The organism is Sphingobacterium multivorum, from assembly GCF_039511225.1.
Lineage (GTDB): Bacteria > Bacteroidota > Bacteroidia > Sphingobacteriales > Sphingobacteriaceae > Sphingobacterium.
The window spans coordinates 2,016,573-2,041,547 of the sequence record NZ_CP154261.1 but is presented as its reverse complement, the minus strand read 5'-3'; the positions used below and the strand labels follow the sequence as shown (position 1 = coordinate 2,041,547).

Annotated in this window: 22 protein-coding genes and 1 tRNA gene; 8 read left to right on the top strand and 15 right to left on the bottom strand. The window is 39.2% G+C overall.

The window, feature by feature from the left end; genetic code table 11:
* Positions 1 to 199 precede the first annotated feature (199 nt).
* The 3 genes from AAH582_RS08370 to AAH582_RS08360 all read left to right on the top strand — a co-directional run bounded on the left by AAH582_RS08370 (position 200) and on the right by AAH582_RS08360 (position 1,658).
* Positions 200 to 538, top strand: coding sequence for a cupin domain-containing protein (locus AAH582_RS08370; RefSeq protein WP_286754307.1), 339 nt, complete (start codon positions 200 to 202; stop codon positions 536 to 538).
* Positions 539 to 635: 97 nt separating this feature from the next.
* On the top strand, positions 636 to 1,364 hold the full coding sequence (bla, locus tag AAH582_RS08365) for a BlaB/IND/MUS family subclass B1 metallo-beta-lactamase (protein WP_430459044.1): 729 nt from the start codon (positions 636 to 638) through the stop codon (positions 1,362 to 1,364).
* 220 nt (positions 1,365 to 1,584) lie between these two features.
* Positions 1,585 to 1,658, top strand: a tRNA-Ala gene (locus AAH582_RS08360).
* A gap of 63 nt (positions 1,659 to 1,721) precedes the next feature.
* Here the strand turns inward: AAH582_RS08360 and AAH582_RS08355 are convergent.
* Entirely contained in the window at positions 1,722 to 2,150 is a 429-nt protein-coding gene (locus AAH582_RS08355) for a nuclear transport factor 2 family protein (RefSeq protein ID WP_343321805.1), read from the bottom strand.
* A gap of 343 nt (positions 2,151 to 2,493) precedes the next feature.
* Here AAH582_RS08355 and AAH582_RS08350 point away from each other — a divergent pair, with 343 nt between their 5' ends.
* Entirely contained in the window at positions 2,494 to 3,696 is a 1,203-nt protein-coding gene (locus AAH582_RS08350; protein ID WP_343322353.1) for a hypothetical protein, read from the top strand.
* A 3-nt stretch (positions 3,697 to 3,699) separates the two neighbouring features.
* Here AAH582_RS08350 and AAH582_RS08345 read toward each other — a convergent pair whose 3' ends face one another.
* Entirely contained in the window at positions 3,700 to 4,824 is a 1,125-nt protein-coding gene (locus AAH582_RS08345) for a lipid II:glycine glycyltransferase FemX (RefSeq protein ID WP_343321804.1), read from the bottom strand.
* 260 nt (positions 4,825 to 5,084) lie between these two features.
* On the opposite strand from AAH582_RS08345, the gene AAH582_RS08340 reads away from it, so the two are divergent.
* Together AAH582_RS08340 and ybaK are read left to right on the top strand one after the other, a co-directional pair.
* A complete protein-coding gene (locus AAH582_RS08340) occupies positions 5,085 to 6,761 on the top strand; it encodes a helix-hairpin-helix domain-containing protein (protein ID WP_343321803.1) in 1,677 nt (558 codons plus the stop codon).
* The gene (ybaK, locus tag AAH582_RS08335; RefSeq protein WP_046675670.1) at positions 6,751 to 7,227 is read left to right on the top strand and encodes a Cys-tRNA(Pro) deacylase; all 477 of its coding nucleotides are present in this window, start codon (positions 6,751 to 6,753) and stop codon (positions 7,225 to 7,227) included. Before AAH582_RS08340 ends, ybaK begins: the two co-directional genes overlap by 11 nt.
* A gap of 1 nt (position 7,228) precedes the next feature.
* Here the strand turns inward: ybaK and AAH582_RS08330 are convergent, their stop codons facing one another.
* From AAH582_RS08330 to AAH582_RS08295, 8 genes are all read right to left on the bottom strand, one after another.
* The gene (locus tag AAH582_RS08330) at positions 7,229 to 7,996 is read right to left on the bottom strand and encodes a methyltransferase domain-containing protein (protein ID WP_343321802.1); all 768 of its coding nucleotides are present in this window, start codon (positions 7,994 to 7,996) and stop codon (positions 7,229 to 7,231) included.
* A gap of 40 nt (positions 7,997 to 8,036) precedes the next feature.
* Complete coding sequence (locus AAH582_RS08325; RefSeq protein WP_343321801.1) at positions 8,037 to 9,020, bottom strand: lipoate--protein ligase; 984 nt, start codon at positions 9,018 to 9,020, stop codon at positions 8,037 to 8,039.
* Positions 9,021 to 9,149: 129 nt separating this feature from the next.
* Complete coding sequence (locus AAH582_RS08320; RefSeq protein ID WP_046675667.1) at positions 9,150 to 10,154, bottom strand: glutathione synthetase; 1,005 nt, start codon at positions 10,152 to 10,154, stop codon at positions 9,150 to 9,152.
* 13 nt (positions 10,155 to 10,167) lie between these two features.
* Positions 10,168 to 12,000 (bottom strand): flavohemoglobin expression-modulating QEGLA motif protein, encoded by a 1,833-nt coding sequence (locus AAH582_RS08315; protein WP_343321800.1) that lies wholly within the window; start codon positions 11,998 to 12,000, stop codon positions 10,168 to 10,170.
* Positions 11,990 to 12,769 carry an N-formylglutamate amidohydrolase gene (locus tag AAH582_RS08310; protein ID WP_343321799.1) on the bottom strand — a complete coding sequence of 260 codons (780 nt, stop codon included), beginning with the start codon at positions 12,767 to 12,769 and terminating at the stop codon, positions 11,990 to 11,992. The genes AAH582_RS08315 and AAH582_RS08310 overlap by 11 nt, the downstream gene beginning before the upstream one ends.
* An 826-nt stretch (positions 12,770 to 13,595) precedes the next feature.
* Positions 13,596 to 14,876 (bottom strand): Glu/Leu/Phe/Val dehydrogenase dimerization domain-containing protein, encoded by a 1,281-nt coding sequence (locus AAH582_RS08305; protein ID WP_343321798.1) that lies wholly within the window; start codon positions 14,874 to 14,876, stop codon positions 13,596 to 13,598.
* Complete coding sequence (hppD, locus tag AAH582_RS08300; protein WP_343321797.1) at positions 14,848 to 15,975, bottom strand: 4-hydroxyphenylpyruvate dioxygenase; 1,128 nt, start codon at positions 15,973 to 15,975, stop codon at positions 14,848 to 14,850. Before hppD ends, AAH582_RS08305 begins: the two co-directional genes overlap by 29 nt.
* A 31-nt stretch (positions 15,976 to 16,006) precedes the next feature.
* Entirely contained in the window at positions 16,007 to 17,164 is a 1,158-nt protein-coding gene (locus AAH582_RS08295) for a homogentisate 1,2-dioxygenase (RefSeq protein ID WP_343321796.1), read from the bottom strand.
* A 318-nt stretch (positions 17,165 to 17,482) separates the two neighbouring features.
* On the opposite strand from AAH582_RS08295, the gene AAH582_RS08290 reads away from it, so the two are divergent.
* Together AAH582_RS08290 and AAH582_RS08285 are read left to right on the top strand one after the other, a co-directional pair.
* Positions 17,483 to 18,457, top strand: a complete 975-nt coding sequence (locus tag AAH582_RS08290) for a fumarylacetoacetate hydrolase family protein (RefSeq protein ID WP_343321795.1) — start codon at positions 17,483 to 17,485, stop codon at positions 18,455 to 18,457.
* 10 nt (positions 18,458 to 18,467) lie between these two features.
* Positions 18,468 to 19,367: a flavin reductase family protein gene (locus tag AAH582_RS08285; protein ID WP_343321794.1), complete on the top strand. Its 900-nt coding sequence runs from the start codon at positions 18,468 to 18,470 to the stop codon at positions 19,365 to 19,367.
* A gap of 105 nt (positions 19,368 to 19,472) precedes the next feature.
* Here the strand turns inward: AAH582_RS08285 and AAH582_RS08280 are convergent, their stop codons facing one another.
* The 5 genes from AAH582_RS08280 to AAH582_RS08260 all read right to left on the bottom strand — a co-directional run bounded on the left by AAH582_RS08280 (position 19,473) and on the right by AAH582_RS08260 (position 24,809).
* Positions 19,473 to 21,230 carry an aromatic amino acid hydroxylase gene (locus tag AAH582_RS08280; protein ID WP_343321793.1) on the bottom strand — a complete coding sequence of 586 codons (1,758 nt, stop codon included), beginning with the start codon at positions 21,228 to 21,230 and terminating at the stop codon, positions 19,473 to 19,475.
* A 133-nt stretch (positions 21,231 to 21,363) separates the two neighbouring features.
* Positions 21,364 to 22,563 carry a tyrosine--tRNA ligase gene (gene tyrS, locus AAH582_RS08275; RefSeq protein ID WP_343321792.1) on the bottom strand — a complete coding sequence of 400 codons (1,200 nt, stop codon included), beginning with the start codon at positions 22,561 to 22,563 and terminating at the stop codon, positions 21,364 to 21,366.
* A 239-nt stretch (positions 22,564 to 22,802) separates the two neighbouring features.
* Positions 22,803 to 23,642, bottom strand: a complete 840-nt coding sequence (locus AAH582_RS08270; RefSeq protein ID WP_343321791.1) for a hypothetical protein — start codon at positions 23,640 to 23,642, stop codon at positions 22,803 to 22,805.
* A 228-nt stretch (positions 23,643 to 23,870) separates the two neighbouring features.
* Positions 23,871 to 24,290 (bottom strand): SH3 domain-containing protein, encoded by a 420-nt coding sequence (locus AAH582_RS08265; RefSeq protein ID WP_046675658.1) that lies wholly within the window; start codon positions 24,288 to 24,290, stop codon positions 23,871 to 23,873.
* Positions 24,291 to 24,302: 12 nt separating this feature from the next.
* Positions 24,303 to 24,809: a BON domain-containing protein gene (locus AAH582_RS08260; protein WP_046675657.1), complete on the bottom strand. Its 507-nt coding sequence runs from the start codon at positions 24,807 to 24,809 to the stop codon at positions 24,303 to 24,305.
* Positions 24,810 to 24,975 lie beyond the last annotated feature (166 nt).

Here is a 24,975-nt window from a genome sequence, read left to right as displayed (position 1 = left end):
TTGCTCGGGCACAAAATAACTGTTTTTTCGTTTATTTGGACTATCTGGTTTTTATTTCATCTCATCCTTTGCCAAATTTTGTAAAGCAAATCGATATCCTTCTAAGGAAGCAATGGATCTAGCCGTAAATTCGTTTTTTTTTGCTATAATTGAAAAACAGAGCGTTTTCCAATCGAAACATTCATAAATCAACATTTAGATGAGCGAAATATTCTTACACGACAGCGAACAGCAATGGACGGACTTGGGCGAAGGTGTAATGCGAAAAATACTCGTTTTTAATGATGAACTCATGCTCATGAAAGTTCGTTTTAAAAAAGGGGCCATCGGTGCACTTCATCAACACCCCCACACGCAGATTTCTTATGTTAGTGCTGGAACATTCAGATACCATATTGACGGTGTTGATCGCATCCTAACTGCAGGAGACTCTTGTATCATCTATTCACAATTGGTTCATGGATGTGAATGTCTTGAGGAGGGTGAACTGATCGATTCGTTCACTCCTTATCGCGAAGACTTTGTTCAGTCTACCTAAAAAATGTATTGATAAGGTCTTGAAAAAATAATAATCATGTTGTTCTAACGTTAATGCAATAACATTCAAAAATATGATCCCACTTCTTTCTCCTCATATGCGCACAACATTTGCTGCTGTATGCCTGAGCATTGGTTTACTCGGTCTTTCCCCATCTCTACAAGCGCAAGAAAAACCTCTTTTAATAGAGAAGATAAATTCGCAACTATACCTCTATACCACCTTTAATAATTTTGAAGGCACCAAATATGCTGCTAATGCGCTCTATTTAATAACAAAAAAAGGCGTTATTCTATTTGATACGCCATGGGATTCTACACAATATCAACCACTATTGGACAGTATCAAACAAAAACATAATTTACCGGTCATTGCCGTGTACGCAACGCATTGGCACGAAGACCGTGCAGGTGGTTTTGCCTATTACAATCGCATTGGAATTCCAACCTACGCAACGAAAATGACGAACGACCTGCTAAAGGCAAATCACAAAGCCCAAGCCACTCATCTTGTTGCAACCGATAAAACATATAAAATTGGGGGACAATCTTTTGTTCTGAACTTTTTTGGTGCCGGACACTCCATGGACAATGTTGTTGTCTGGTTTCCTCAATATAAGATTCTAGACGGTGGCTGTTTTATAAAAAGCTCCGAAGCCCAGGATCTAGGATTTACGGCAGATGGGGATATAAAATCCTGGAAGCCATCCCTAGCGAGGTTATTGACAAAATATCCCGAAATTAATATGGTTATTCCTGGACATGATGCATGGAAAGATAAAGGTCAGATAAAGCGAACCGAAGCTCTGCTTAAAGGAGAACACTAATACATTTCTTTTATCCCCAAGGATACCGGTAAACTCTCTTGTTTTTCAATAGGATAAAAATATCTGTAAGGAACCAAATAGATAAAACCATTGATTATGTTGCATTTAGGTCGTCAAAAAAAAAGAAACTAAATAACAGACCTACAAAAAACAGTAGAAAAATAAAAAAGGGGCTTTGTTTATCCAAAAAAGTACTATCTTAGCGACACCAAATAACGCAGGGGCATTAGCTCATTTGGCTAGAGCGCTTCGCTGGCAGTGAAGAGGTGATCAGTTCGAATCTGATATGCTCCACAAAAAAAGGGTACTTAAGTACCCTTTTTTTATTTTTAATCGACCAATTTTGACAGTAAATTCTTATTTATAAGAGTTTACAGATTTAGAAATTTTCCAGGTTCCGTTTTCTTTAACCAGTGTGATAAGATCTGTTTTAGCAAAACCATCAAATTGCATCGTAACTTTCGCAATGGCATAATCAGGTAATTCTTCAACGATCTGTGTTGTTGTTCTGCAGTTCATCTTGATTCCTTTTTGTTTTTTCAAAAATTCAATCATCTCATGACGGCTATGTTTCAAATCTTGTTTACCACAAATCTTTTGATCAAAATCAGCGGTAAAAAGCCTGTCTAAATTAGCTACTTGACCTTCGGTCATTGCACCAACGTATTCATCGATGGCCAAATCAGCAGTAATTAGATTGCGTTCTTCTGGTTTAACTGAAGCCATTGAGCAAGTAGAGATTGCAATCATTGCCGCTGCTACAAATGTTTTTACTAAAGTTTTCATATCTTTTTCAATTTTATAATGTATTAGTATATTTTCTCATTTTATTGTCGCTTACGCTATAAATTTGTTGCGCACTTTTTTTTATTTATTTTCTGATTCAAAGTTAAGACAACTCATATATTGATTTCATTACATTTAGATTAACATTACATTAAAATCGGTAAATGATATTTTTTTCTAGGTGAATGAAATTTCCAATCGATTCTCTTTATAGCCAAAACGTGACAGAATGAATAAAATATTGGTTTGAATATTGTTATTCTGTCTATTTCCTATTAGATTGCAATCTTTAATGACACACTACGATAGCGTATATTTTTTTTATATTAAATGTTCTATTTTGATGGTTCTACTTGTACTTGGCGCCCCTGTATATGCACAACGTCCCGTCAATGAAATAGAAACCACCAAACATCTCGCCGATACAAGTAAACAACGGGACCTGATTGATATTGGTAAAGAAATATTAAATATCAAGCCCCCCCAAACTGTCGATAGTACAGGAAAGAAAATCTATTTTTCCTTTTTACCGTTTTCGACAAATGTTCCTGGAGGAGGGCATGCCTTAATTACAAGTACCACAGCAGGATTTTATTTAGGAGATCGTTCCGATACCTATATGTCCAAAATGACATTCACACCCTATACTAATTTTGGCAAACGATTTGGTTTGCCAATCCGGTCTTACATCTGGTTAAAAGATAATACATGGGTTATCGATGGAGATATCCGACTACTAAAATACCCGCACGAAACTTGGGGAATAGGTAAAGAACATCATGGCGATCAACAGATTAATTTAGACTACACCTATTTTCGTCTATACCAACACGCATTAAAAAGAATTCATGGGGGGCTTTTTATGGGGATTGGTTATGATTTGGATTATAGAATGAATATCAAATCTACGAGCGCTACCAAGCTCGAAGACTACACCTCCTACCCTTATGGAACAGATTTAAAAGACAATACCATGTCTTCAGGAGTCAGCTTCAATTTAATTTACGATACACGGGCCAATTCGATCAATACTTGGTCGGGTAACTATGCCAATTTACAGTTCCGTATAAATCCGACATTTTTAGGTAGTGATCAGAATTGGAAATCGCTATTTCTTGAAGTTAGACGATACCATAGGCTCACCCAAGATCGAAACCGACAAAATATGATTGCCATAAGGAGTTTCTTCTGGACCGTATTTAATAGTAAAGCACCCTATCTCGATCTTCCTAATTTAGGGTGGGATCCATACAATAGTTCGGGAAGAGGCTTTCCAGTTAGCCGTTTTCGTGGCAAATCACTTTACTATTTAGAAACGGAATATCGTCGTGATATCACTCAAAACGGCTTATTTGGATTCGTAGCCTTTATGAATTTTACGACATTAAATGGACCAAAGAACTCCATGTTCGAGGACTGGAACGTCGGCACTGGTGCAGGTGCGCGAATTAAGTTTAATAAAAACTCTGGCACCAACATCGGCATAGACTATGGTATCAGTAAAAATCACCGCGGCGTTAGACTCACCTTGGGTGAGGTATTCTAATTTCTAACTCAAATGATAGCGCTGGTTTTTAAACTCCATTGAAGCATAGTACTGATATTTCCTCTTGTCCAAAGGATAATCCCAACAACCCATACGGTGGTAGATTTCACCTCCAAATCCTGTTTTGAAACGATAAAGCCCATACAAAGGGTGTGAAGGATCTGCCTGTGGTGATACCCCAAAGAAATCATATTCTGTACAACCTTTTTCTTTCGCAAGCTGCATCGCACGCCATTGCAAAGCATACGTCGCCATATAATTACGATTTTCGGAAGCAGAAGCTCCATATAGATAAGTTCCCCGATTTGCCGCAATCACCAAAAACATAGCGGCCAAAGGCTGGTTATCCACTTCAGCCACTAAAAGATAGACATCTGCGGGAGATAATGTATCACTTGCCCTTGCAGAAAGAACGATCTTAAAATAACTGATATCATGTAAGAAAAAGTTGTTTCGTAGAGCTGTCTGCCTATAAAGCTCATACCAAATCTCCAAACTTTCAAGTCCAAGTGAACGCACACGTACCCCTTTTCGCTCTGCCAAATTAATATTATATCTCGTCTTAGATTTCATATTTCCAAGCAACATATCCTCCCCCTTTCTAAGATCCATAAAAATCGTATTTGAAGGGAGTATGTCTGTATTGGCTTTATGAAAATTCCAGTTGTCTGTGTTAAAATTAAAGCGCATTTCTTGAATACGTTTCTCCGGTACTCCTAGCCAATTACCATGAAGATCATAACAATCGTCCTCTTTAGCCCAATGTGATTCCCAAGATAGGTCATAGCGGATCATTATGCAATTTGGTGGTAGATAAGAACGTAAACTCTCCGATAACTGTTCCAAAAAATAACCCTGATTTTCGTCTGAAGGCTCAATCTCAGGTCCGTAAGGAACATAAGCTATGCTATGCTCCTGATCTATGGCTTGTATGATAATTAATAGATCACCGATAAAATAGGTATCGTCTTTGACTCCGATATAGAGATCGGATTGTTTGGTTTTAAAATTAAACGCCTTCGATTGTATACCTTGCATTTTTTTTACTGCAGACCAATAAGCCGTTTGTTGAATAATACCTGTTTTATAAAGCCCACTGATTTCTTTGTCATTAATGTCTGCTATCATGCTATTCTATTATTAACAGGGTCATTTTTTATAATAAATTCACGAAGTAACCCCAATTTTAACACCCAAAAACGGCAAACATAGCCAAAATGTTTGGTTAAGCGGACATGCATTTGTCACTTTGTTGTTAATTTCAATAAATAGCGGAAAACACTCGCTCAAAGCAGCATTTTTACATTATTTAACGCTATAATATCCATATTTGAATTGTTATTTTGACCTAAAATTTAAGATATTTGTAGCTTAACAATTCAATTACGATGGACAATAAAGCGATCTCAAAAATTTTCAAATTATGTAGCCAATTGATGGAGCTTCACAACGAAAATCCTTTTCGAACAAAATCCATCGCAAGTGCCTCTTTTAAGTTGGACAAGCTACCTTTCCGTATTGAAGAGGCCAGTCTCGAAGACTTGAGTGCACAGCCTGGAATAGGAAAAAGCACAGCTGAAAAAGCCAAAGAGGTCGCAGCCACGGGAACTTTTAAAGAGCTTAAGGAGCTTGTTGAACAAACACCATTGGGTATTGTTGAAATGTTAAATATTAAAGGCCTGGGCCCCAAAAAGATTCAAATTATTTGGAAAGAACTCGAGATTGAAAGTGTAGGCGAATTACTTTACGCCTGTAACGAAAATCGTCTCGTAGAGGCAAAAGGATTTGGCCTTAAAACGCAGGAAGACATCAAAAAATCCATTGAGTTTTCAATCTCCAACAAAGGATGGTTTTTATATGCGAAAGTACTTCCGCTGGCAGAAAAATTTTTCAACGAATTGAAATTGCATTTTCCTTCTTCCCTCCTATCATTTACAGGCGATTTCAGAAGAAAATGCGAAGTTTTGAGTACCGTAGATCTTTTAATATCCGAAAGTATAGACAACGTAGAGAAATTCCTTGCTGGATTTACTTTAGTGGAAAAAACAGAAAACTCCATAGAACTGACCGATGAATTGGGCTTTACGTTCAAAGTCTTCAGCAGTAATATTAATGATTTTTATCGGGACCTGATTCTTAGTACAGGATCCACTGCACACCTCGACCTTCTGTTTAATATTCTACCAGATCTCCCTTCACTTTCCAGTGAGGAAGCAATTTACCGCAACTTAGGTTTAGATTATATTGAACCCGAATTGCGGGAGGGATTGAATGAAATCGTGCAGGCTCAAAACCATACGTTGCCAAAGCTGATTCAATACAAAGATCTCAGGGGGACACTCCACAATCACTCGACATATAGTGATGGTGTTCATAGCCTTCAGCAAATGGCAGTACATTGTAAAGAAGTCCTGGGTCTTGAATACTTAGGTATATGTGATCACTCGAGAACAGCAGTCTATGCCAACGGTCTCTCCATTGAACGATTGGAACAACAATGGGATGAAATTGCCACATTAAACGAAAAACTAGCCCCGTTCAAGATTTTCAGAGGAATTGAATCTGATATTCTAGGTGACGGTTCGCTAGACTATCCAGATGAGGTATTGGCTAAGTTTGACTTCGTTGTTGCCTCTGTCCACTCCAATCTGAAAATGGACGAAGATAAAGCTACAACACGACTAATCAAAGCAATCGAAAATCCGTATACGACAATCTTAGGCCACCCAACAGGAAGATTGTTATTAAGCCGGGCCGGATATCCCTTAGATTTTAAAAGAGTCATCGATGCTTGTGCAGCAAATGGCGTTGTCATCGAGATAAATGCAAATCCTCTGCGATTAGATCTTGATTGGAGATGGCACCGTTACGCCGTGGAGAAAGGAGTTTTACTTTCTATTAATCCCGATGCCCATCGTACAGAGGGCTTGCACGATATGCAATATGGTGTGTTAGTGGCTCAAAAGGGCGGTCTGCAAGCAAGCAACTGCTTGAATACATATTCGCTAGATGCCATAACGACCTATTTTAACACAAAAAAAGCCAGGCTAGGGTATGTCGAGTAAAACAAATGCCGTTCGGCTGTTGGACACAGCAAAGATAAAATACGAACTCAGAGCATATGAGATTGACGAACAGGACGTCAGTGCCGAGCATGTCGCCCAAACTCTAGGCCTATCACCAGAGACGCTGTATAAAACCTTAGTCTTAAAAGGGAACAAAGATCCTTATATTGTCGCCGTAATTCCCGGAAACGCACAGCTCGATCTAAAAAAAATAGCGAAGGCCTCTGGAAATAAAAACTGTGAAATGCTCCCCATGAAAGACCTTTTAACGGTGACCGGTTATATTCGTGGTGGTTGTTCACCAATTGGTATGAAAAAGCTATTTCCAACCTTTATGGAAGAGGCCGCACAATTGGAGACAGCGATTTCGGTGAGCGCGGGGAAAAGGGGGCTTCAAATTATTTTAAACCCGGCAGACTTGATCAAAATTACACAAGCCCAATGGGCCGATTTAATCGGCGTATAAATTACCTTTTACGCCCATATAATAAAATACGCTTGAAAGAGTATATCGCTGGAAATTTGACGAAATGTTTTTTGATCCGCGTTTTAAACGCTGCCAAAAACAGCGGTTTCTTCTCTTCCTCCAAGTGTTCAATATAGGGAATCAACGCAGACCCCGCGATAAAATTGTAAAGCGTTTCAGCATCAGGGGCAATGAGTGGATATACACGAAGTGATAGGTTTAATTGATCTAAGCCATTGTCAAATAACAACTGTGCATAAGAATCGATATCCAATACCGAAGAAGCCCTATTCCAGCCCTTTAAATAGGATCGATAGGGCTCTTCCATACTAAGCTCGAATAAAATCTTATTGAGTATATTTTCTTGTTGATAGGGCATCTGTATAGCCAATTGCCCGCCAGCATTCAATTTGGAAATAATTTTCGGAAAAAGAACCTGATGATCTTCCAACCATTGTAAAGCAGCATTACTGAATATAAGATCCCAGGTTTTCGGCTCTGCAAGGAAGTTCTCTACGGAACTTTGCCTAAATTTTAGACGTTCAGTTTCCAACTGATGACTTTTAGAAAGCATTTCCGCAGAAGAATCTACCCCAAGAAAGGTCGCTTGAGAAAATTGTTCGCTTAAGATAGCTGTTTGTTCACCTGTACCGCAACCCAAATCAACTGCATGTTCAATTTTATCGGCAGTAACTAGTTCAGATAAATCGTAAAACGGTTTAAAACGAATATCTTTAAATTGATTATATACTGTTGGGTTCCAAGGCATAGATCTCTGAATTAACACCCGTAGAGGGCTATTACATTTTCTATTTAAATAAGGTAAGAATTTCAGCGGAATCAACCTTACCAAAATACGTCTTCAAATCAATTGATTTCAGTAAGGTATCAATCTCTCCTAGGTCATGCTTTTCACCAATCAATAAATTTTCCAGTTCATGAATTGATCGGGATGCAAAAAAATCACCAAAAATTTTAGCCTTTTCGATATATCCTTTATGCACATCCAGGTGTAACTCGATAAATCCTGCAGGGATCTTAATTGCTTTTTTAAAGTTATAATTTGGTGAAAAACCGAAGTTCCAGTCCCATGTTTCATACTTTTCTTCAACCAATTTTTTTATATTTTCCCTATCCGAAGCGGTAAACTCAATCATTTTAGCTGCCGGATTCTCAAGTTTTATCTCTTCTATCAGTAATTCTTTAAAATTTCCAGCCGTAAAACCAGCAGGTAAATATTCAATTAAATTGGTGACACGTGCGCGATTCGATTTTACCGCCTTATCTACAAACTTCAATGGATTGACCTTTAAAGCATCGCTTAATACCTGCATCTGCGAATCTATCAATATCGTACCATGTTGGATCATCTTCCCATTTTTTGCAAGCTTGGCATTTCCACTAAACTTCTTCCCATCTACCAGAAGGTCATTTCTACCTTCTAATTTTGCGGGGATATCCAATTTGTTCAAAACATGTACAATTGGCTGTGTAAAGGTCGAAAAATCCATAAAATCATGATTCCCCAATAAGGTATGAAAAGAAAAATTTAAGTTCCCAGCATCATGATAAACGGCACCACCCCCAGACATTCGTCGCACGACCTTAATCTGATGCTCGTTTACATAATCAAGATTGATTTCGGCCAAGGTATTCTGAAATTTACCCACTATAATTGAAGGGTCATTTACATAGAGTAAAAAAATATCCTCTTTCGGAAATTTACCCAATAAATATTCCTCTGAAGCGATGTTAAAATAGGCGTTGTGAGATGGAGAATCGATAATCAGCATATTTTTCTTTTTTCAAAAATAATAAGAATTTAATCCATGTAATTCATTTCAAATTCATAATTACCAGAAATCGCCATTACACTACTCCATCGGATTTCTACAACACAGATTTTCTCAAGCCAACTTTTATCAACCTCGTTCCCTGAAAGCAACCTTCTCCGCTAATTTTTTTATAATAAGCGCCGAAAAATCCTCTTTTACAATTTCTTCCGCCTGGCATAATGCACCCGGACTAAATACATTGATTTCCATAATACGATCTCCTACCACATCCAAACCGACAAAATACATTCCGTCTTGAACTAATTTATCTCGGATCTTATCGACCATAGCCAATAACTCCGGTGAAATAATGGCTGCTTGGGTCTTTGCACCTTGATGCACATTGCTCCGAATCTCGTCCCCTTGTTGTACACGATGAACAGCAGCATATTTACCATTGATCGAAATAGGTTCTCCATTCAATAAAAAGAATCTGATATCACCGCGGGAAGCTTCCGGAAGATATTCCTGGCCAATCACATAACCATCCCGGGCAATAGCCTCTACCGTTTGCTTGAGGTTTTGCTGATTATCTTTATTGATTAAAAACACGTTTTTACCGCCGGAGCCCTTCAAGGGTTTTAAAATAATAAGTTTATTCTGTTGTTCAAAAAATTCAATGACATCGGTATAGTTTCGGGTTACAATTGTTTTCGGTCGAATAGATTCATCAAATCCCTCAAGATACAACTTATTGCTAGCCCGACTAAGGCTATCTGGATCATTGATAACCCATACACCTTTTTCTTTTAGGAGAGCGGCAAATTGTAGAGCCGAAGCTGCAGCCCAAGGTCGGTTAACCATATCCAGGACTGGGTCAAATCGTAGCCAGACCACATCCATATCTTCCAAAATCATTTTAGTTTTTTCCGTTGTGCGCAATACCTCCATGAGTTGATTAGCAGAAGTAAGCATCTGATCAGGAAGTACTTTTCGTACATGGGCGGCAATATAGGCTGACTCATAGTAGAAATCGGCCAAGCCAATATAATAAATTTCATGCCCCATCTGATGGGCCTTCAACGCCAAAAGGGTCGTCGTGAAACGAGCAGTTTCTTTATGGGTTTGGTTGATCACGAATGCTATCTTCATATAAAATATCTGATTACTGAATCATTTGAAATATTCCATTACTTTTTTTGAGGTGTAACAAGGCATCCTTGTATGGATCCATTAGATACCTTGGGATTAAGGTCGGGGCTTTCAATACCCCCTTTAACATAAGTTCTTCTACGATTGGTATATAATCTTCGCGGATTTTACCCATCGTCAACAGGGATAGATCTCGTTCACTCTTGATATAATTGGTCAATTCGATTAAACCACTCAAGTATAATGCATCTTTGGTAAGCCCACCACTTCGATAGACCCGCATTGTCATTTGAAAAGCTGTTTCTGGCAAAAATTGATACTTGTCTACCAAGACGGAAAATGTATCAATAAATGAACCGCCTTGCTGCATCTGATGGACAGCGATAACTCGGCCTGCCAGAATACGTAGTCTATTATTTGTCAGGCCCCCTACCAAATACTCAGCAAGTACAGCAAGGCCTTCCTGAAGTTTTTCATAACCGGGAACCCCTAATCGAAAGAGACTGAACGGCTGTTGCTTGCCGTTATAGTACGTAACGATATGTGTACCGACCTCATGTTGAATCAGTGCCTTGACCCTATTCCGCGGCAGACTATACTGCTTACTTATATTGAGTACACCTTGATTGACCATCACACCATAAATATCATCCCGTAGCCTCACTGTGGTGCCAAAGCTTGGATCTTGGTTTTTCAGATAATCGAATTCTTCCTGGGCAAGCTTGGCAAATTCCTCGGCATAGACAATGTCCTCTTCTTTCGTTCTCACTTCTCGATCCGTTGTTGTAATTGTCAAAATTGCTTGTGCCTTTTCTAGTAATTTTTCATTGACAGTACCAAAGACCTGCATGCTGCCCAACAAAAATCCTTCTTTTCCCCGCTCACTCAGCATGGTCATCATCTGATCAAGCTCCTTGCGTTTATCACGAAACAAATAAGCAATGGAAGGATCAAATAAATCTTCGATATGCAAGTTATAGAGGTTTCTCTTGATAATATCTGGATCAATGGGCATGGGCCTATAGCGAAAAACAGGGGTTTTCCGGTAATTTCCTTTCTTGAATTGCTGCCAGGCATCATACGAATTTGTTGGCGTAACCAATAATAAAAAATCAAATCGTTGGCTTTCCCGCGCCAATTTCTGATCAATCTCCCAAGCTAAAGGAAGCATCTTTTTAGGCTGGCTTATTTTAAATGCCGTAGGTTTAGATAAGGTATGTATGCGAATGAATTCAAAGAATGTTTTCGACAGACTCCTGGATATGGCCTCACGGAAATGACGCAGATCAATCGGTAAAATTTGCTGATTTATCCCTAAAAGGTATTTCGGTTTTATCTCCAGCCCCATGTAAAATATATTGGTGTTCAGGTTATCCAACTGTACGCTCGAAGGAGATAAACTTTGCGTTGCATTTGTTTTGGAATCTGTCAGTATTTCCACTTTGGAAATCGATTCTTCTGTGAGCAGTTGCTTACCTAGATACTGAGCGATAGCCTGTACATTTTTCCGCGCAATATGAATTTGGATATCTTCCTCCTGTGCCGGATCTGCTGCCCAAGCTTCAATAATCAAACAAGCACCAAACTCTTCGACAAGTTGATTGAGGATTGGAGCGATCCATTCAGAAACATTCATCTGCGGATCTCTTACCCTAAAATAAGCTGGTTCTGATTTAACCAACTCTGCCAGCATAGGATCTTGACTGAAAAACTGTCTGTATAAAAACAGATAAGGAACAACTTGATTAAAGACCAGTTTGTTTTTTGGGGGAATCTGTACGTGGAAAACCTCCTTATTTTTGATCATTTTTAAAATGCCGGCAAGTTGTTTCGCATTATCTTTCATAGGCAAAATAATTTTCCAGTGTTCCAATGCTGTGCAAAAGAAGTTGTTTATACTCCTGAAGCTTTTGCGGAAATACTTCTCCGGTCCATTCGTCCATGAAGTCTTTCCGAAATTCGATAGAAAAAACACAGCCTTTATCGCCAAACTTATCATTCAAATACGCAGAAAGGAATCCGCCTTTAAACTTCACATTCTCACGTACGTCGTAAACTTGTCCATCTTTTCCAGTCTGTAGTACTTCCAGTACCTGATCAGTCAGCATTCGCCATTTTTCGTGATTATGTTGTGTCCCAATGTTGATTTGAGGGTCGGCGGCATTATTCACACTAGTTTGAGGTCCCCCGCGACGCATATTATAACTATGAATATCATACACGATAAAATAGCCATAACGATCAATCGTACGCTGAATAGCTTGGCTTATTTCCTCATACATGCTATCATAGGCAGCATACAGCTGATCTTTTAGTTCATTGGGTAGATCTGTTCGCCATACCTGTATCCCCCAAGATTGCTCAGGCAAAAGATAAATAGCATCTTCTCGTTTTCGATTAAGATCCAATTGAAACCTGGAAGTTCCAGATACAAATCGATTACAAGGTAATTCCGCCAAAATAGCTGTATAAGGATCCTCTTCGCGTAATCGTTCCTCGTCTGCAATATTCATGTAGGGCATTAAATGCGCATCGACCTGATGGCCATCATGAATGGCAAAAGCCCAATATGGGCTATCGTCATTTTCAAATTGATAGCGATATGTTAAAGACATGTACCTTTTTTTAAACAGTTTGCGTCAAACAGACAGCATTGATCGCTGCCCTTTTTGCTTAGATAAACGCTTATGAGCAATAAAAGGTTTGAAAATTAAATGGATTGTCTTGCAGTATTATGGGCTCCCCATCTTGTCCGTAAAAGAGCTGTTAAAAATCGTTAAACAGCCAACGGTTTCAGCACATTGGCATCTTTCTTGAATATTGTTCAATAGTTTCATAAATTTAGGTTATAATTTAGTTAGTTTATAAAAAACCTGTTAGTCCCCGCTAGCAGGTTTTTTATTTCCCCTAAAAGGAAAACAAAATAAATAGTAGTACATTTTATTGAAAATAAACAGTAAATAGTCAAAAAATGTTAAAAAGTAAAAAAAACCACAATCAGTTGAAACATTTTTTGAACTTACTACGTTATATAGGTACTTTTCATAAATTTAGGTTAATAATTGGTTAGGAAGACTCCTGTTGCTCCCCGCTTCAGGAGTTTTTGTTTATCAACACGTTAAAACAAATACAAAACAGAAAAAATCACCGATGAGCATCAGTTTTTCAAAACTGTACAACGATTTTTCTTTGGGTCTACGCTGTTTTGATCTCTCAACAAAATTTCAAAAAAAATCGAACTTCAGGCAGAAATTTTAATAACAAAAAAATGACAATATGTTCATGCTAAGAAAATAAGTTTTGGCATAGGTATTGCACTGTTTTAAGCATTCATAAATTTAGGTTAATAATTGGTTAGTTAAAAACACTTGAAGTTCCCCGCTTCAAGTGTTTTTTTTATAGCGTTACGGTAAAAGCAAATTAGAATTCAGCCTCATACGGTTAATTTCCGGTTTCTACCAACTGTTTTAATGCAATTTCATATGCTCTCGATGAAATATGAGTCTTTTCAGAAGAAACCGACCTAATTTTCTTTAGTGCTTCAAAAATTACGCTGGAAACATCCGAAAAAATTGCATCATCACTGATTTCGATGTTACGTTGCATTAAATAAGCAAATACTCTCGCCATACCACAATTGGCAATAAAGTCTGGTATAACCGCAACATGCTGATCTGCGAATTCCATCACAGGACCATAAAATATCTCCTGATCTGCAAATGGTACATTGGCACCTGACGCGATCACCTCAAGCCCATGATTTATCAGCTGTTGGATCTGATCTTTTGACACTAAACGGGAGGCCGCAGCAGGCACAAAAATATCCGTTTCCAGACTCCATATTTCTTTCTGTATCTGATCAAAAGAAATCAAATCCGGAGAACAAAGCTCATTACCTTTGCGTTCTAAAAGCAAACGGGTAATATCTTCCTCTCCAAATCCTCCCGGATTGATCAGTCCGCCGACGCGATCAATTATACCAACTATTTTTACACCAAGTTTAGACAGATAAAATGCCGCTGCGGCAGCAACATTACCCCAACCTTGAATTATCGCTCGCTTCCCAAAGCAATTTTCACCAAAAAGTTGATAATAATGACGAATTGACTCTGACACCCCATAACCCGTGATCATATCTGCCACTTTGTACTTACGTTTCAGATCCGGGCTGTAGGAACTATCCTCCAATACTTTGGAGACCCCATAACGCAATTGCCCAATTTGATGAATACGATTGCTTTCATTCACCTTAAAGTGACCATTCAAAATTCCCTCTTGAGGGTGCCATAGTCCATATTCTTCCGTTAACGGAATGACATCATGAATTTCATCGATATTCAGATCTCCACCGGTTCCATAATAGTTTTTCAATAACGGCGTGACAACTTTAAACCAACGTTCCAACACTTCATTTTTCCTTGGGTCGTGTGGATCGAAATCAATTCCAGATTTCGCGCCCCCTATTGCAGGTCCAGATACCGTAAATTTGACCTCCATTGTTTTTGCCAAAGATTCTACCTCATGCCTGTCCAATCCAGCCCGCATTCGGGTACCTCCGCCGGCCGCACCTCCACGTAAGGAATTAATAACAATCCATCCCCTGGCATCAGTTTCACTATCTTTCCATTCGAAAACAATTTCAGGGCTTTTATGCTCAAAAGCGCCCAATAGTTCCTTCATCCCTTCCATACTGCTATAAGTTTCCTCGGCGTTCTTGTTCACGTTCGATTGCTTCAAAAAGAGCCTTAAAATTTCCTGCGCCAAAACTTTGTGCCCCCTTACGTTGGATGATTTCATAAAATAAAGTGGGTCTATCCTCTACCGGTTTTGTAAAAATTTGTAGCAAATAACCTTCTTCATCACGATCAACTAGAATGCCCAGTTCTTGGATGATCCGAATCTCTTCATCAATTTTTCCAACTCGCTCGGGCAACATATCGTAGTATGCTTCGGGAGGAGCACCCAAAAATTCTACTCCCCTTGCTTTAAGTTCCCGCACGGTTGCCACAATATCTTTGGTTGCCAGAGCCGCATGTTGTACACCTTCACCCTCATAAAACTCAAGGTATTCTTCTATCTGCGATTTTTTCTTTCCTTCGGCAGGCTCATTGATCGGAAACTTCACAAAGCCATTTCCGTTGCTCATTACTTTACTCATCAAAGCCGAATATTCGGTGTTAATTTGCTTGTCATCAAAAGATAAAATATTGACAAAGCCCATCACATCCTGATACCATTTTACAGTTTCATTCATCTTATTCCAACCGACATTAGCGACACAATGATCAACGTAGAGTAACCCAGTTTCTGTTGGGTTATAATCGCTTTCCCATTTTTCATATCCCGGCATAAATGGGCCAGAATAATTGCGGCGTTCAACAAACATATGGACCGTTTCGCCATAGGTATAAATGCCCGCGGTCCAAACTTCTCCATTTTCATCCTGCAGCAGCTGTGGCTCCTGATAGACTTGAGCCCCTCTATTTGTTGTTTCTGCAAATGATTTTCGTGCATCATCGACCCAAAGAGCCAATATTTTGACACCATCACCATGTTTTTTAACATGTTCAGCTACAGGATGTTCTGATTTCAACGCCGTGGTAAGCACTAAACGTATTTTATTCTGTCTTAACACGTAGGATACCCGGTCCCGAACGCCCGTCTCCGGCCCGGCATAGGCATCCGACTGGTATCCAAAAGCTGTTTTGTAATAATGTGCGGCCTGTTTGGCATTGCCAACATAAAATTCAATATAATCTGTTCCATTAATCGGTAGAAAATCTTGCGCTTGGGCAATCTTTTCCGCAAATGTATTTGCCATAATTTATATAAAGGTTATTCTTTTATTTTCCCTAACTCATCCAAGATTTATAATAATCTGGATCTTCAATAGCGAGTGCTTCTTGGGTCAACATCAATGGTCGAAAAGGATCGATCATCACAGCCAACTCTTCGGTTTTAACTTGCCCAATGCTTTTTTCCACCGTCCCCGGATGAGGTCCATGGGGTATGCCACCTGGATGTAACGTTATCTGTCCCTTTTCCACGGATTTTCGGCTCATAAAATCGCCATCCACATAATATAGGACTTCATCCGAATCTACATTACTATGGTTATATGGTGCAGGAATCGAATGCGGATGATAATCATACATACGCGGACAAAAACTGCATAATACAAAATTATCCGTTTCAAAGGTTTGGTGAACGGGTGGCGGTTGATGCAATTTGCCTGTTATCGGCATGAAATCATGAATTGAAAATGCCCATGGAAAATGATAGCCATCCCAACCAACAAAATCAAATGGATGGCTCCGATAAACATACGGATAAATCATACCCTGCTTCTTGATCTTCACTTCAAAGTCACCCAGTTCATCAAAAGTTTCCAAATTTTGAGGTACCCGAATGTCCCGCTCAAAAAAGGGCGCATGTTCCATCAATTGACCAAATTCATTGCGATAACGTTTGGGCGTACGTACAGGAGAGAATGATTCAACAATAAACAACCGATTATCTTCCTGTTCAAATTCCATTTGATAAATCGTTCCTCGGGGGATTACCAAATAATCGCCATACTTAAAGGAAATACTCCCATATCCAGTCTTTAGTTTTCCCATCCCCTGATGGATGAAGACAATCTCATCTGCCTGACTATTTTTATAAAAATAGTCATCCATCGACCGACGGGGGGCTGCTAAGGATATATGTAAGTCCTGATTAACCAACACAGGGGTCCTGCTTTCGAGATAGTCATCTTTTGCCTGCACCTGAAATCCCTTTAGGCTGGTATGCTTAAGATGTTTGTCGCGGGCAATTCGGGGCGACACATCATAAGGTTCCCTGATTTGTTTAACGAGTGTGGGTGGATGACAATGATATACTAAGGAATAAAGGCTGGAAAAACCATGTGTGGATACTAATTCCTCGGCATAAAGTGTGTTATCGGGCTTTCTAAAAACAGTATGTCGCTGCATTGGAATTTGCCCTTGTTTAACATAAAATGGCATAATTCTACGATTTAAACGGTTATAAAATTAAATGAATATCCAAATTGCCAATAGAATGATCGGCAAGTAGTAAAAGAGAAGATTAGTATTGTGCAAAAACGATATCAGCTATGATTGCTTTATTAAAAGCAACATAGGGCATGGAGAACGCAAAGCGATGTACACCACGATTGATCATTTTTTTATAGTTTATAATGCTATAATAAAGGTAAGAATATTTTTCTGTTTTCAAGAGAAGAAATATTTTTTTCAAATCTTATACAATATATTTGTGTTGAATGCTAACAACATTGAATAACCAAATAGAACACTTCATATATGAGAATTGCCACTAGCAGTAAAAATGGTCAACAAGAATTGGGCATTGTTATAGACGACCGCTTTTATAGTTGCTCAGCCATCGATCAAAACCTTCCCACAACGATGTCGGACTTCCTCAAAGGTAGCAAAGAGGCCATGAATCAGCTAAAAATCCTTGAAAGTGCTTTACGTCGAGGGGATATGAACAGGCCCTATCATCTACTAGATGACATCCAACTCATCGCACCGGTGCCACAGCCAGCATCTTTTCGTGATGCTTACGCTTTTCGACAGCATGTCGCAACCTCGAGAAGAAACCGCGGATTAGATATGATCCCTGAATTTGATGAATTTCCTGTTTTCTATTTCTCCAACCATCAGTCCATACAAGGACCTGGGCCCGTTCAATGCATGCCCCTGCATTTAAATCAACTGGATTTCGAACTAGAAATTGCAATAGCCATCAATAAACCAGGAATCAACATTCCCGCTGCTCAGGCGGATGAGTATATTGCAGGCTATATGATCATGAATGATTTTAGTGCCAGAAAACTTCAAATGGACGAAATGAAATTGAGCTTGGGTCCTGCCAAGGGCAAAGATTTTGCAACCGCAATTGGCCCTTACTTGGTGACAAAGGATGAATTGGAACCTTATAAAGTTCAACCTGCAGCAGGACATATTGGTGACTGTTATGCGCTCGATATGACTTGTAAAGTGAACGGCACGCAAGTCTCAGCGGGCAATTTTGCGAGCATGCATTGGACTTTTGCAGAAATTATTGAGCGGGTTTCCTATGGTGTACAACTTTACCCAGGTGATATAATCGGTTCTGGGACAGTCGGAACAGGTTGCTTTCTTGAGCTCAATGGTACCGCACGCATAGCAGATCCTAATCATAAAGACCAGTGGCTCAGCCTTGGCGATGAGATTGAACTTGAAATCACGGCGCTCGGAAAACTTTCCAATTCTATTGTATTATACCACTCATAAATATACGGATATGACCTCTTCTTTTGAAACCATCACCTTTGAATCTGTAAAAGACAAAGCTATTATAGATAATTTAATTAAATACGCTGTTGCACCGCGGCCAATTTGTTTTGCGAGCACGATCGATAGCAAGGGAAACATAAATTTAAGCCCCTTCAGCTATTTCAACCTGATGTCCCATCAGCCGCCAATCTGTGTTTTCTCTCCATTGCGAAGGATGCGAGATGGTAGTACCAAACATACATTGGATAATATCCAGGAGGTTAATGAAGTTGTCATCAATATTGTTAACTACGATATGGTCCAGCAACAATCCCTTGCCAGTACCGAATATGCCAAGGAGATAAATGAATTTGATAAGTCGGGTTTTACGCCTATCCCCTCCATCCAGGTGGCACCACCACGTGTAGCCGAATCCCCAGTCCAGCTGGAATGCAGGGTCAGAGAGGTTGTCGCATTAAGCAATGAGCCCGGAGCTGGCAATCTCGTTATCGCCGAGATCCTCTATATGCATGTTCATAAACACTTATTGGGCGAGAACAATACCATTCAACAAAAAGATTTGGATTTGGTAGCAAGGCTCGGTGGGGACTGGTATTGTCGTGTAACGGACGAAAACTTATTTATTGTACCGAAGCCCCTCCGTAGCTTGGGAATTGGCATAGATCAACTTCCAGAAAAAATTAGATTTTCGAATATATTAACCGGAAATCACCTGGGCTTGCTGGCTAATGTTGAAACACGGCCCACATTAAAAGACCCACAGCAAGAAGATAAATACTTCAACTATCTGAAGCTAAACTTCGAAGATAGCCCATCAAAATTCACGCAAAAAGTTCACGAATACGCTGCCCAAATATTAGATGAAGGCAAACTTCATGAAGCGTGGCAAATTTTATTAAGGGGATAGTATAATTAAGTTCCAGAAAATAGTACGTTCAAACTCTTAGACCGTCCTATTTTCTAGAACTCAATGCTAAAGACCAATTAGTTTTCCTATTGCTCAGCTGATATTTTAGTGGTTATTTAAAGCCTCCTCTTTAGCAACACGCAGTCCATCGCAAATCAGTTTTTTCAAATTTGGATATAGGGTAATAAATTCCAAGAGCCTCTGTTCGGCCTGAGTAGATAATTGCTCTTCATCATTAGCCCAGGCAATTTCAAATAATTCAACCAAACCTAACCAATGATCTGCATTTTCCGGCCCCAATTGACTGAAAATTTCCAGCCAGATCTTTTGATTAAATCCGTTGTCCCGCAAATTCCGTATCGCAGCATGACACTTCACTAGTTTAACATCTTCCGTTTCGGTAGGTACTGAAGATAGAGCCTGATCCAAATGCTCCTCAACCAAATCATAGGCATCTTTATCTGCAGCGCCCGCAAATACAGATACAATTTCTGCTCCGACAGCCATATCATATGTTCCCCATTCAGGTTTAAAATAAACCTCTTCCCCATTGCTACGGTATACCTCACAGCCTGTAAATGAAATCAAAACAATCTTGCCCAATTGACGTACAATCTGTTGAACAATTCCTGACACAATAATCCCTGAAGCAAAGTTTAACGAACACTGCTGCCCTTCCGCTATACCATATTGAGCCAATGTTGTTTCATCAAAATCGGCTAAGTTACGATCGGCACCGCGCAAGTGTCCCACCGGAGAGCCAAACCCTTCGCTATGATAATTTATGCCGTGGCCTTCAAGCTGTTTACCCGCTACAGCCAAAGCTGTAGGTCCCAGTGTTTGGATATAAGAGAGATTGCTATCCGCGTTGGCCAACTTAAAAACACCCGACACCTGCAAACCGGAACTGTATTCAGCCGTGCAAACAGCTTTACAGTCTATTGCCTTGTCAAGGCTCTGTTTGCCCCCTACGCGAAAAGCCATGGTATCAGCAAATTTATCCAATACGAGCTTTAGATGTTCAAAATCCGGTGTGACAAATAGCTGTGGCTGTGGTTTGGTAATATCATAAGGATATTCGATTGCATTTAAACCATACGCCAACTTAGGCACATCTTCTTGCATGCAGCTTGCGCTTTCTCCAATGGAAGACAGTAAACCGGCTCCGTAAATTTTGGGGTTATGAAGATCCCCAATAAGTCCGTACTCCACAGTCCACCAATGTAATCTGCTCAACAATGCCATCTCCGAAGGCTCGCCCATATTATCTTGAATGATCTGCAAATTTTTCTCTGCTTCCGCCAACTCAATCGCAGTGGTTGTTGCATGTTCTTTTAAAATAGATAGGTGACGAATAGCTTCGTAGAGTTCAAAATCTTTGCCCGAAGAAAGTGCTTTCGTGCCAACCTCCCCAAAATACTGCAAATATGTTGCATAATCTGGCTCACCAATTATAGGTGCGTGTCCCGAAGATTCGTGAATAATGTCTGGTGCCGGCGTATATTCAATATGTTCCAATTGACGAATATCTGCAGCAATAACAAGTACGCGATGTGCCTGAAATTCCATAAAAGCAGCCGGCGGAATAAACCCATCCACTGTCACTGCCCCCCAGCCAATTAATTTTAGACTATCGTTCATGTCCTGTAGGTTCGGGATGGTCGCAATGGATAATCCCGCTTTCTTCAATCCAGGAATATAGGGGTAATAGGCTACGTCTTTCAAAAAAGAATAATTCTGACGCATGACATAACGCCACAATGCTTGATCCAGTGCGGTGTAACGTTCATATCGTTGGGCTACTACATAGCGTTTCAAATGTTTGGGCAACCGCTCCAAAACAATGTTATTATATGTTTCCATCTATAATTGGTATGAAAATAAAGTATGAGACTCCTATATGAAGGTAGAAATTATTTATGGTTTAAGAAAGAACCTTTACGTTAATTTACGGCTTTTAGCAAAATATTACAAAAGCATACCCTCGCAAACCTTACTAAATAACTTTAAAATAAGTTCTTTTTCCTAATTTAATTTTAAAACACACATTCAAATCAACCATTAGCTCCGGATTCAGCTGTTTTATGGAGCCGATCTGCACCGCACCACCTATAATCAATCTTCGCGTAGCTGACTTTGTTCCCCCCTTTAGGAAATGACATAGATCGACCAGCTTAACCTGTTCACCAAACTGGTCGCGCAATAGTTGACCCGATACCTCCTCAAAGACCTTTTCTTCCAATTTCTTGCGCTGAAATTGCTTAACAAAATAATCAACCGCGCTGGTCGCAAACTCGTCGCTATGGTATTGGGCGACTAGATTATGTGCAATAAGTTTCTTAATTTCCATTGGATTTTCGCCCATTTCAATACGGGTTTTCATACTAAGTTTGGTTTCCTGATTGAAATCAGTAGTCAAGTCAATATATTCCGGAATTAAATGATCAGGAATAGACATGGTTTTACCAAACATTTCATTCGGTTCATCCAAAAGACCGATTGTATTGTTTAATGATTTACTCATTTTTTCTTTTCCATCCAGCCCGCGCAATAACGGCATACACAATACGATTTGTGGATCCTGTCCAAATGATTGCTGCAGCTGTCGGCCCATCGCGCAATTGAATAGCTGGTCCGTTCCCCCCATTTCGATATCGCTATTGACATGTACTGAGTCAAAACCCTGCAATATCGGGTAAAGCAATTCATGCATGGCTATTGATTGATTTTCGTTAAAACGCTTGTTAAAATCATGTCGTTGCATCAACTGTGCAACAGTGACTTTCGATACCAGTTGGATAACTTCTGCAAAATTTAGTTGATCCAACCAGTCTCCATTAAAAACAATTTTCGCTTTTGAAACATCAATGATTTTAGACAGTTGCGCAATGTAGGTTGCCGCATTGTGGGCGATCGCATCCTGGCACAAAGGCTTACGCGCTTTATTTTTTCCTGTAGGATCGCCGATACGGGCTGTAAAACTACCAACGAGGATCACGATTTTGTGCCCCAGTTCCTGAAACTGCCGTAGTTTCTTTAACACTACAGCGTGCCCTAAATGAAGATCCGGTGCTGTTGGATCAAAACCAAGTTTGATAATCAATGGTCGGTTCTTTTCTTCAGCCTCCTTTAACTTCGATGCAAGTCCCTCCTTTGGTAAAATAATCTCGATATTTTCTGCTAACTCTTTTAACATGGTGTGATATAAAATAAAAAAAGCCCGAACGTAACGTTCGGGCTTAGCTATAAATAATAATTGAATTTCTTAATTTAATAGGCATAGGGGTCCCGAACGATTATCGGGCGATAATAATTAAAGAAAAATGGAAGACGTAATATGTTGTTCATTTTCTTCATTGTTTGACAAAGGTAGCGCTATATTTTAAAAATGCAAAAATATTCGCATCCACACTTGCTTGGCTATACATTTTTAAATTATCCGCCAGTATTTTTGTTTATCAGTTTTCCTGCTCCATTGTAAACATACTTTTCTGTATTCCCTTTATCCTTTTTCTCTACAACCTTTTGCACTAGTAATGAATTCTTAAAATACTCCTGGTAAAAGCAATTATTAAGGTTATATGTCCGCTCCACGAGATTATTATTCTGATACAGATCCGTGTAATCAATTTTAGCTTTTCGGTAGGTATGTTTTAGTAATTGACCGTTAGCATCAAATGACTTTGATTCCTGTACCTGCCCTCCACAATTCAATTTGGCGTGGTACATTAACGTATTGTCTAAACGATAGGCAGCTCTGGTATGGTCAAAATCATTTTCCACCGTATAATAATTATCAAAGAAGACTTTTGTTACTTTTTTACCACTATTTGCACCTCGATAGAATACTGTTTTTTCCTGACTGATTTTCCCGTTCTTAAAATTACGCTGCACACTCGAACTATCCGTTATGTTGTATTGAAAGTCTGGCAAGGCAGCAGATTTAACATTCATTTGCTCCAGCACACCATGCCGTACAATAACATCACCTTGCCGCCCATCTCTTTCAATTTTAAAATCACCGTCGACAATGCCATCCTGATTAATGGTAATAAATGCATTGGAAAGTCCCAAAAATTGATTCCTTTGCAGAATATATTTACCAGGTTTCAATTTCGTTTCTTTACCTTTTTCAAGTATCCTTATCGTATCCTTTGGATGTTCTGATAGATGAAGCTCATAGCTATCTTTATCTAATCGAACATACTCTTGTGCAACTCCCAACTGAACAGCTAAACACAAGCATAATAATAGGATAAAACGTGATTTCGACATAATGTAATAAAATTGTTGCAATCATAGTAATACAATTATTACACCAAAAATTAAAGTACAGTTGATTTTCCAAACAATTCCCCAATACGATAGATGCTGTAGTACCTTCATATTGCAGAACAGACAAGCTTAATCGTGAAATAAAAAAAGGGGAGTTATTGATAAACAACTCCCCTTTTTTCAAAGCCAATTGGTACTTGTACCAATCGTATGAATAACATTCGAGAACTAAACAGACTCTAAATATTGTGCATAACAATACCCTTCTTCATTATCTTTGGTTCTGACCAACCACCATTGATCATTAGCCTTACTAATTAACGTAATGATTTCACCTTTAGCTGCTTTTCCCACGATAGGCTGGTCTGTACCAGGACCTTTTCGAATGTTCAAATTGCTATTTTCTGTTATAACTTTCACCTGGCTTCCGGGCACTTCTGTAGCCACATCTACATTTAAGACCACATCTCCGGTTTGGAAATTAGGATCTATATTACCGTAGATTTCCCAGAGCTTATTTTTGACATCTGCTGTTGGTGCGGTACCACGAATTTGTAATACGCCATCCATTTCGGCATAGTTCAAGTCATTTACACCTGAAGACTGTGCCGTATCTAAAAGAACCTTATATTTTTCCTGCAATGACATAATTTCACTAGTTTATTTTTTGACAACAATACCGCTTAAATCTACTTTTTTGGGATTTAAGTTATCCAAACCTTGTTTTAAAGTAATTATCTTAGCTTGCTCCAAAGTACCTGTAACTGCGATCACACCGTCCTTTACACTGGCCTGTACTGTAGGAAAATCCTTCATAAACGTATTCACTGCTGCGCCAAGTACCGCATCATTATTGGACACCTCAATAGGAGCTGGCGTTGAAGACACTGGTGCGCTAACGATAATATTGTTTTGAATAGACTTGACGTCTTTATCACCTGCTGTTTTAGCAATCGATTCCACTTGTTGCTTTTCTTCTTCGGAAGCAACTGTACCACTTAAGATAACTTTACCTTTTTCAACTTCAACATCGACTGTTTTACGTCCGGTAAGTGCATTTTCGATCTTTTCTTCCAACTTATCATCAGACAAACCCGATTTGCAGGCCGTGAAGGAAAGTGCAACTGTAGTTGCCAATAGACAAAATGTTAATTTGCTCAATTTCATAAGACCAATTTTAATTTATTAATTCCAACAATAATCCTAACAAACTCCCTACACAATTGTTTGTTCATTTTTTTTTAAACTTAAATTCCCTTGCCGGATCGTAATTATATAATTAAATTTAGGAGCAGAGGTATTCATGATGGTTTCATTCGGATCATTTTCTCCG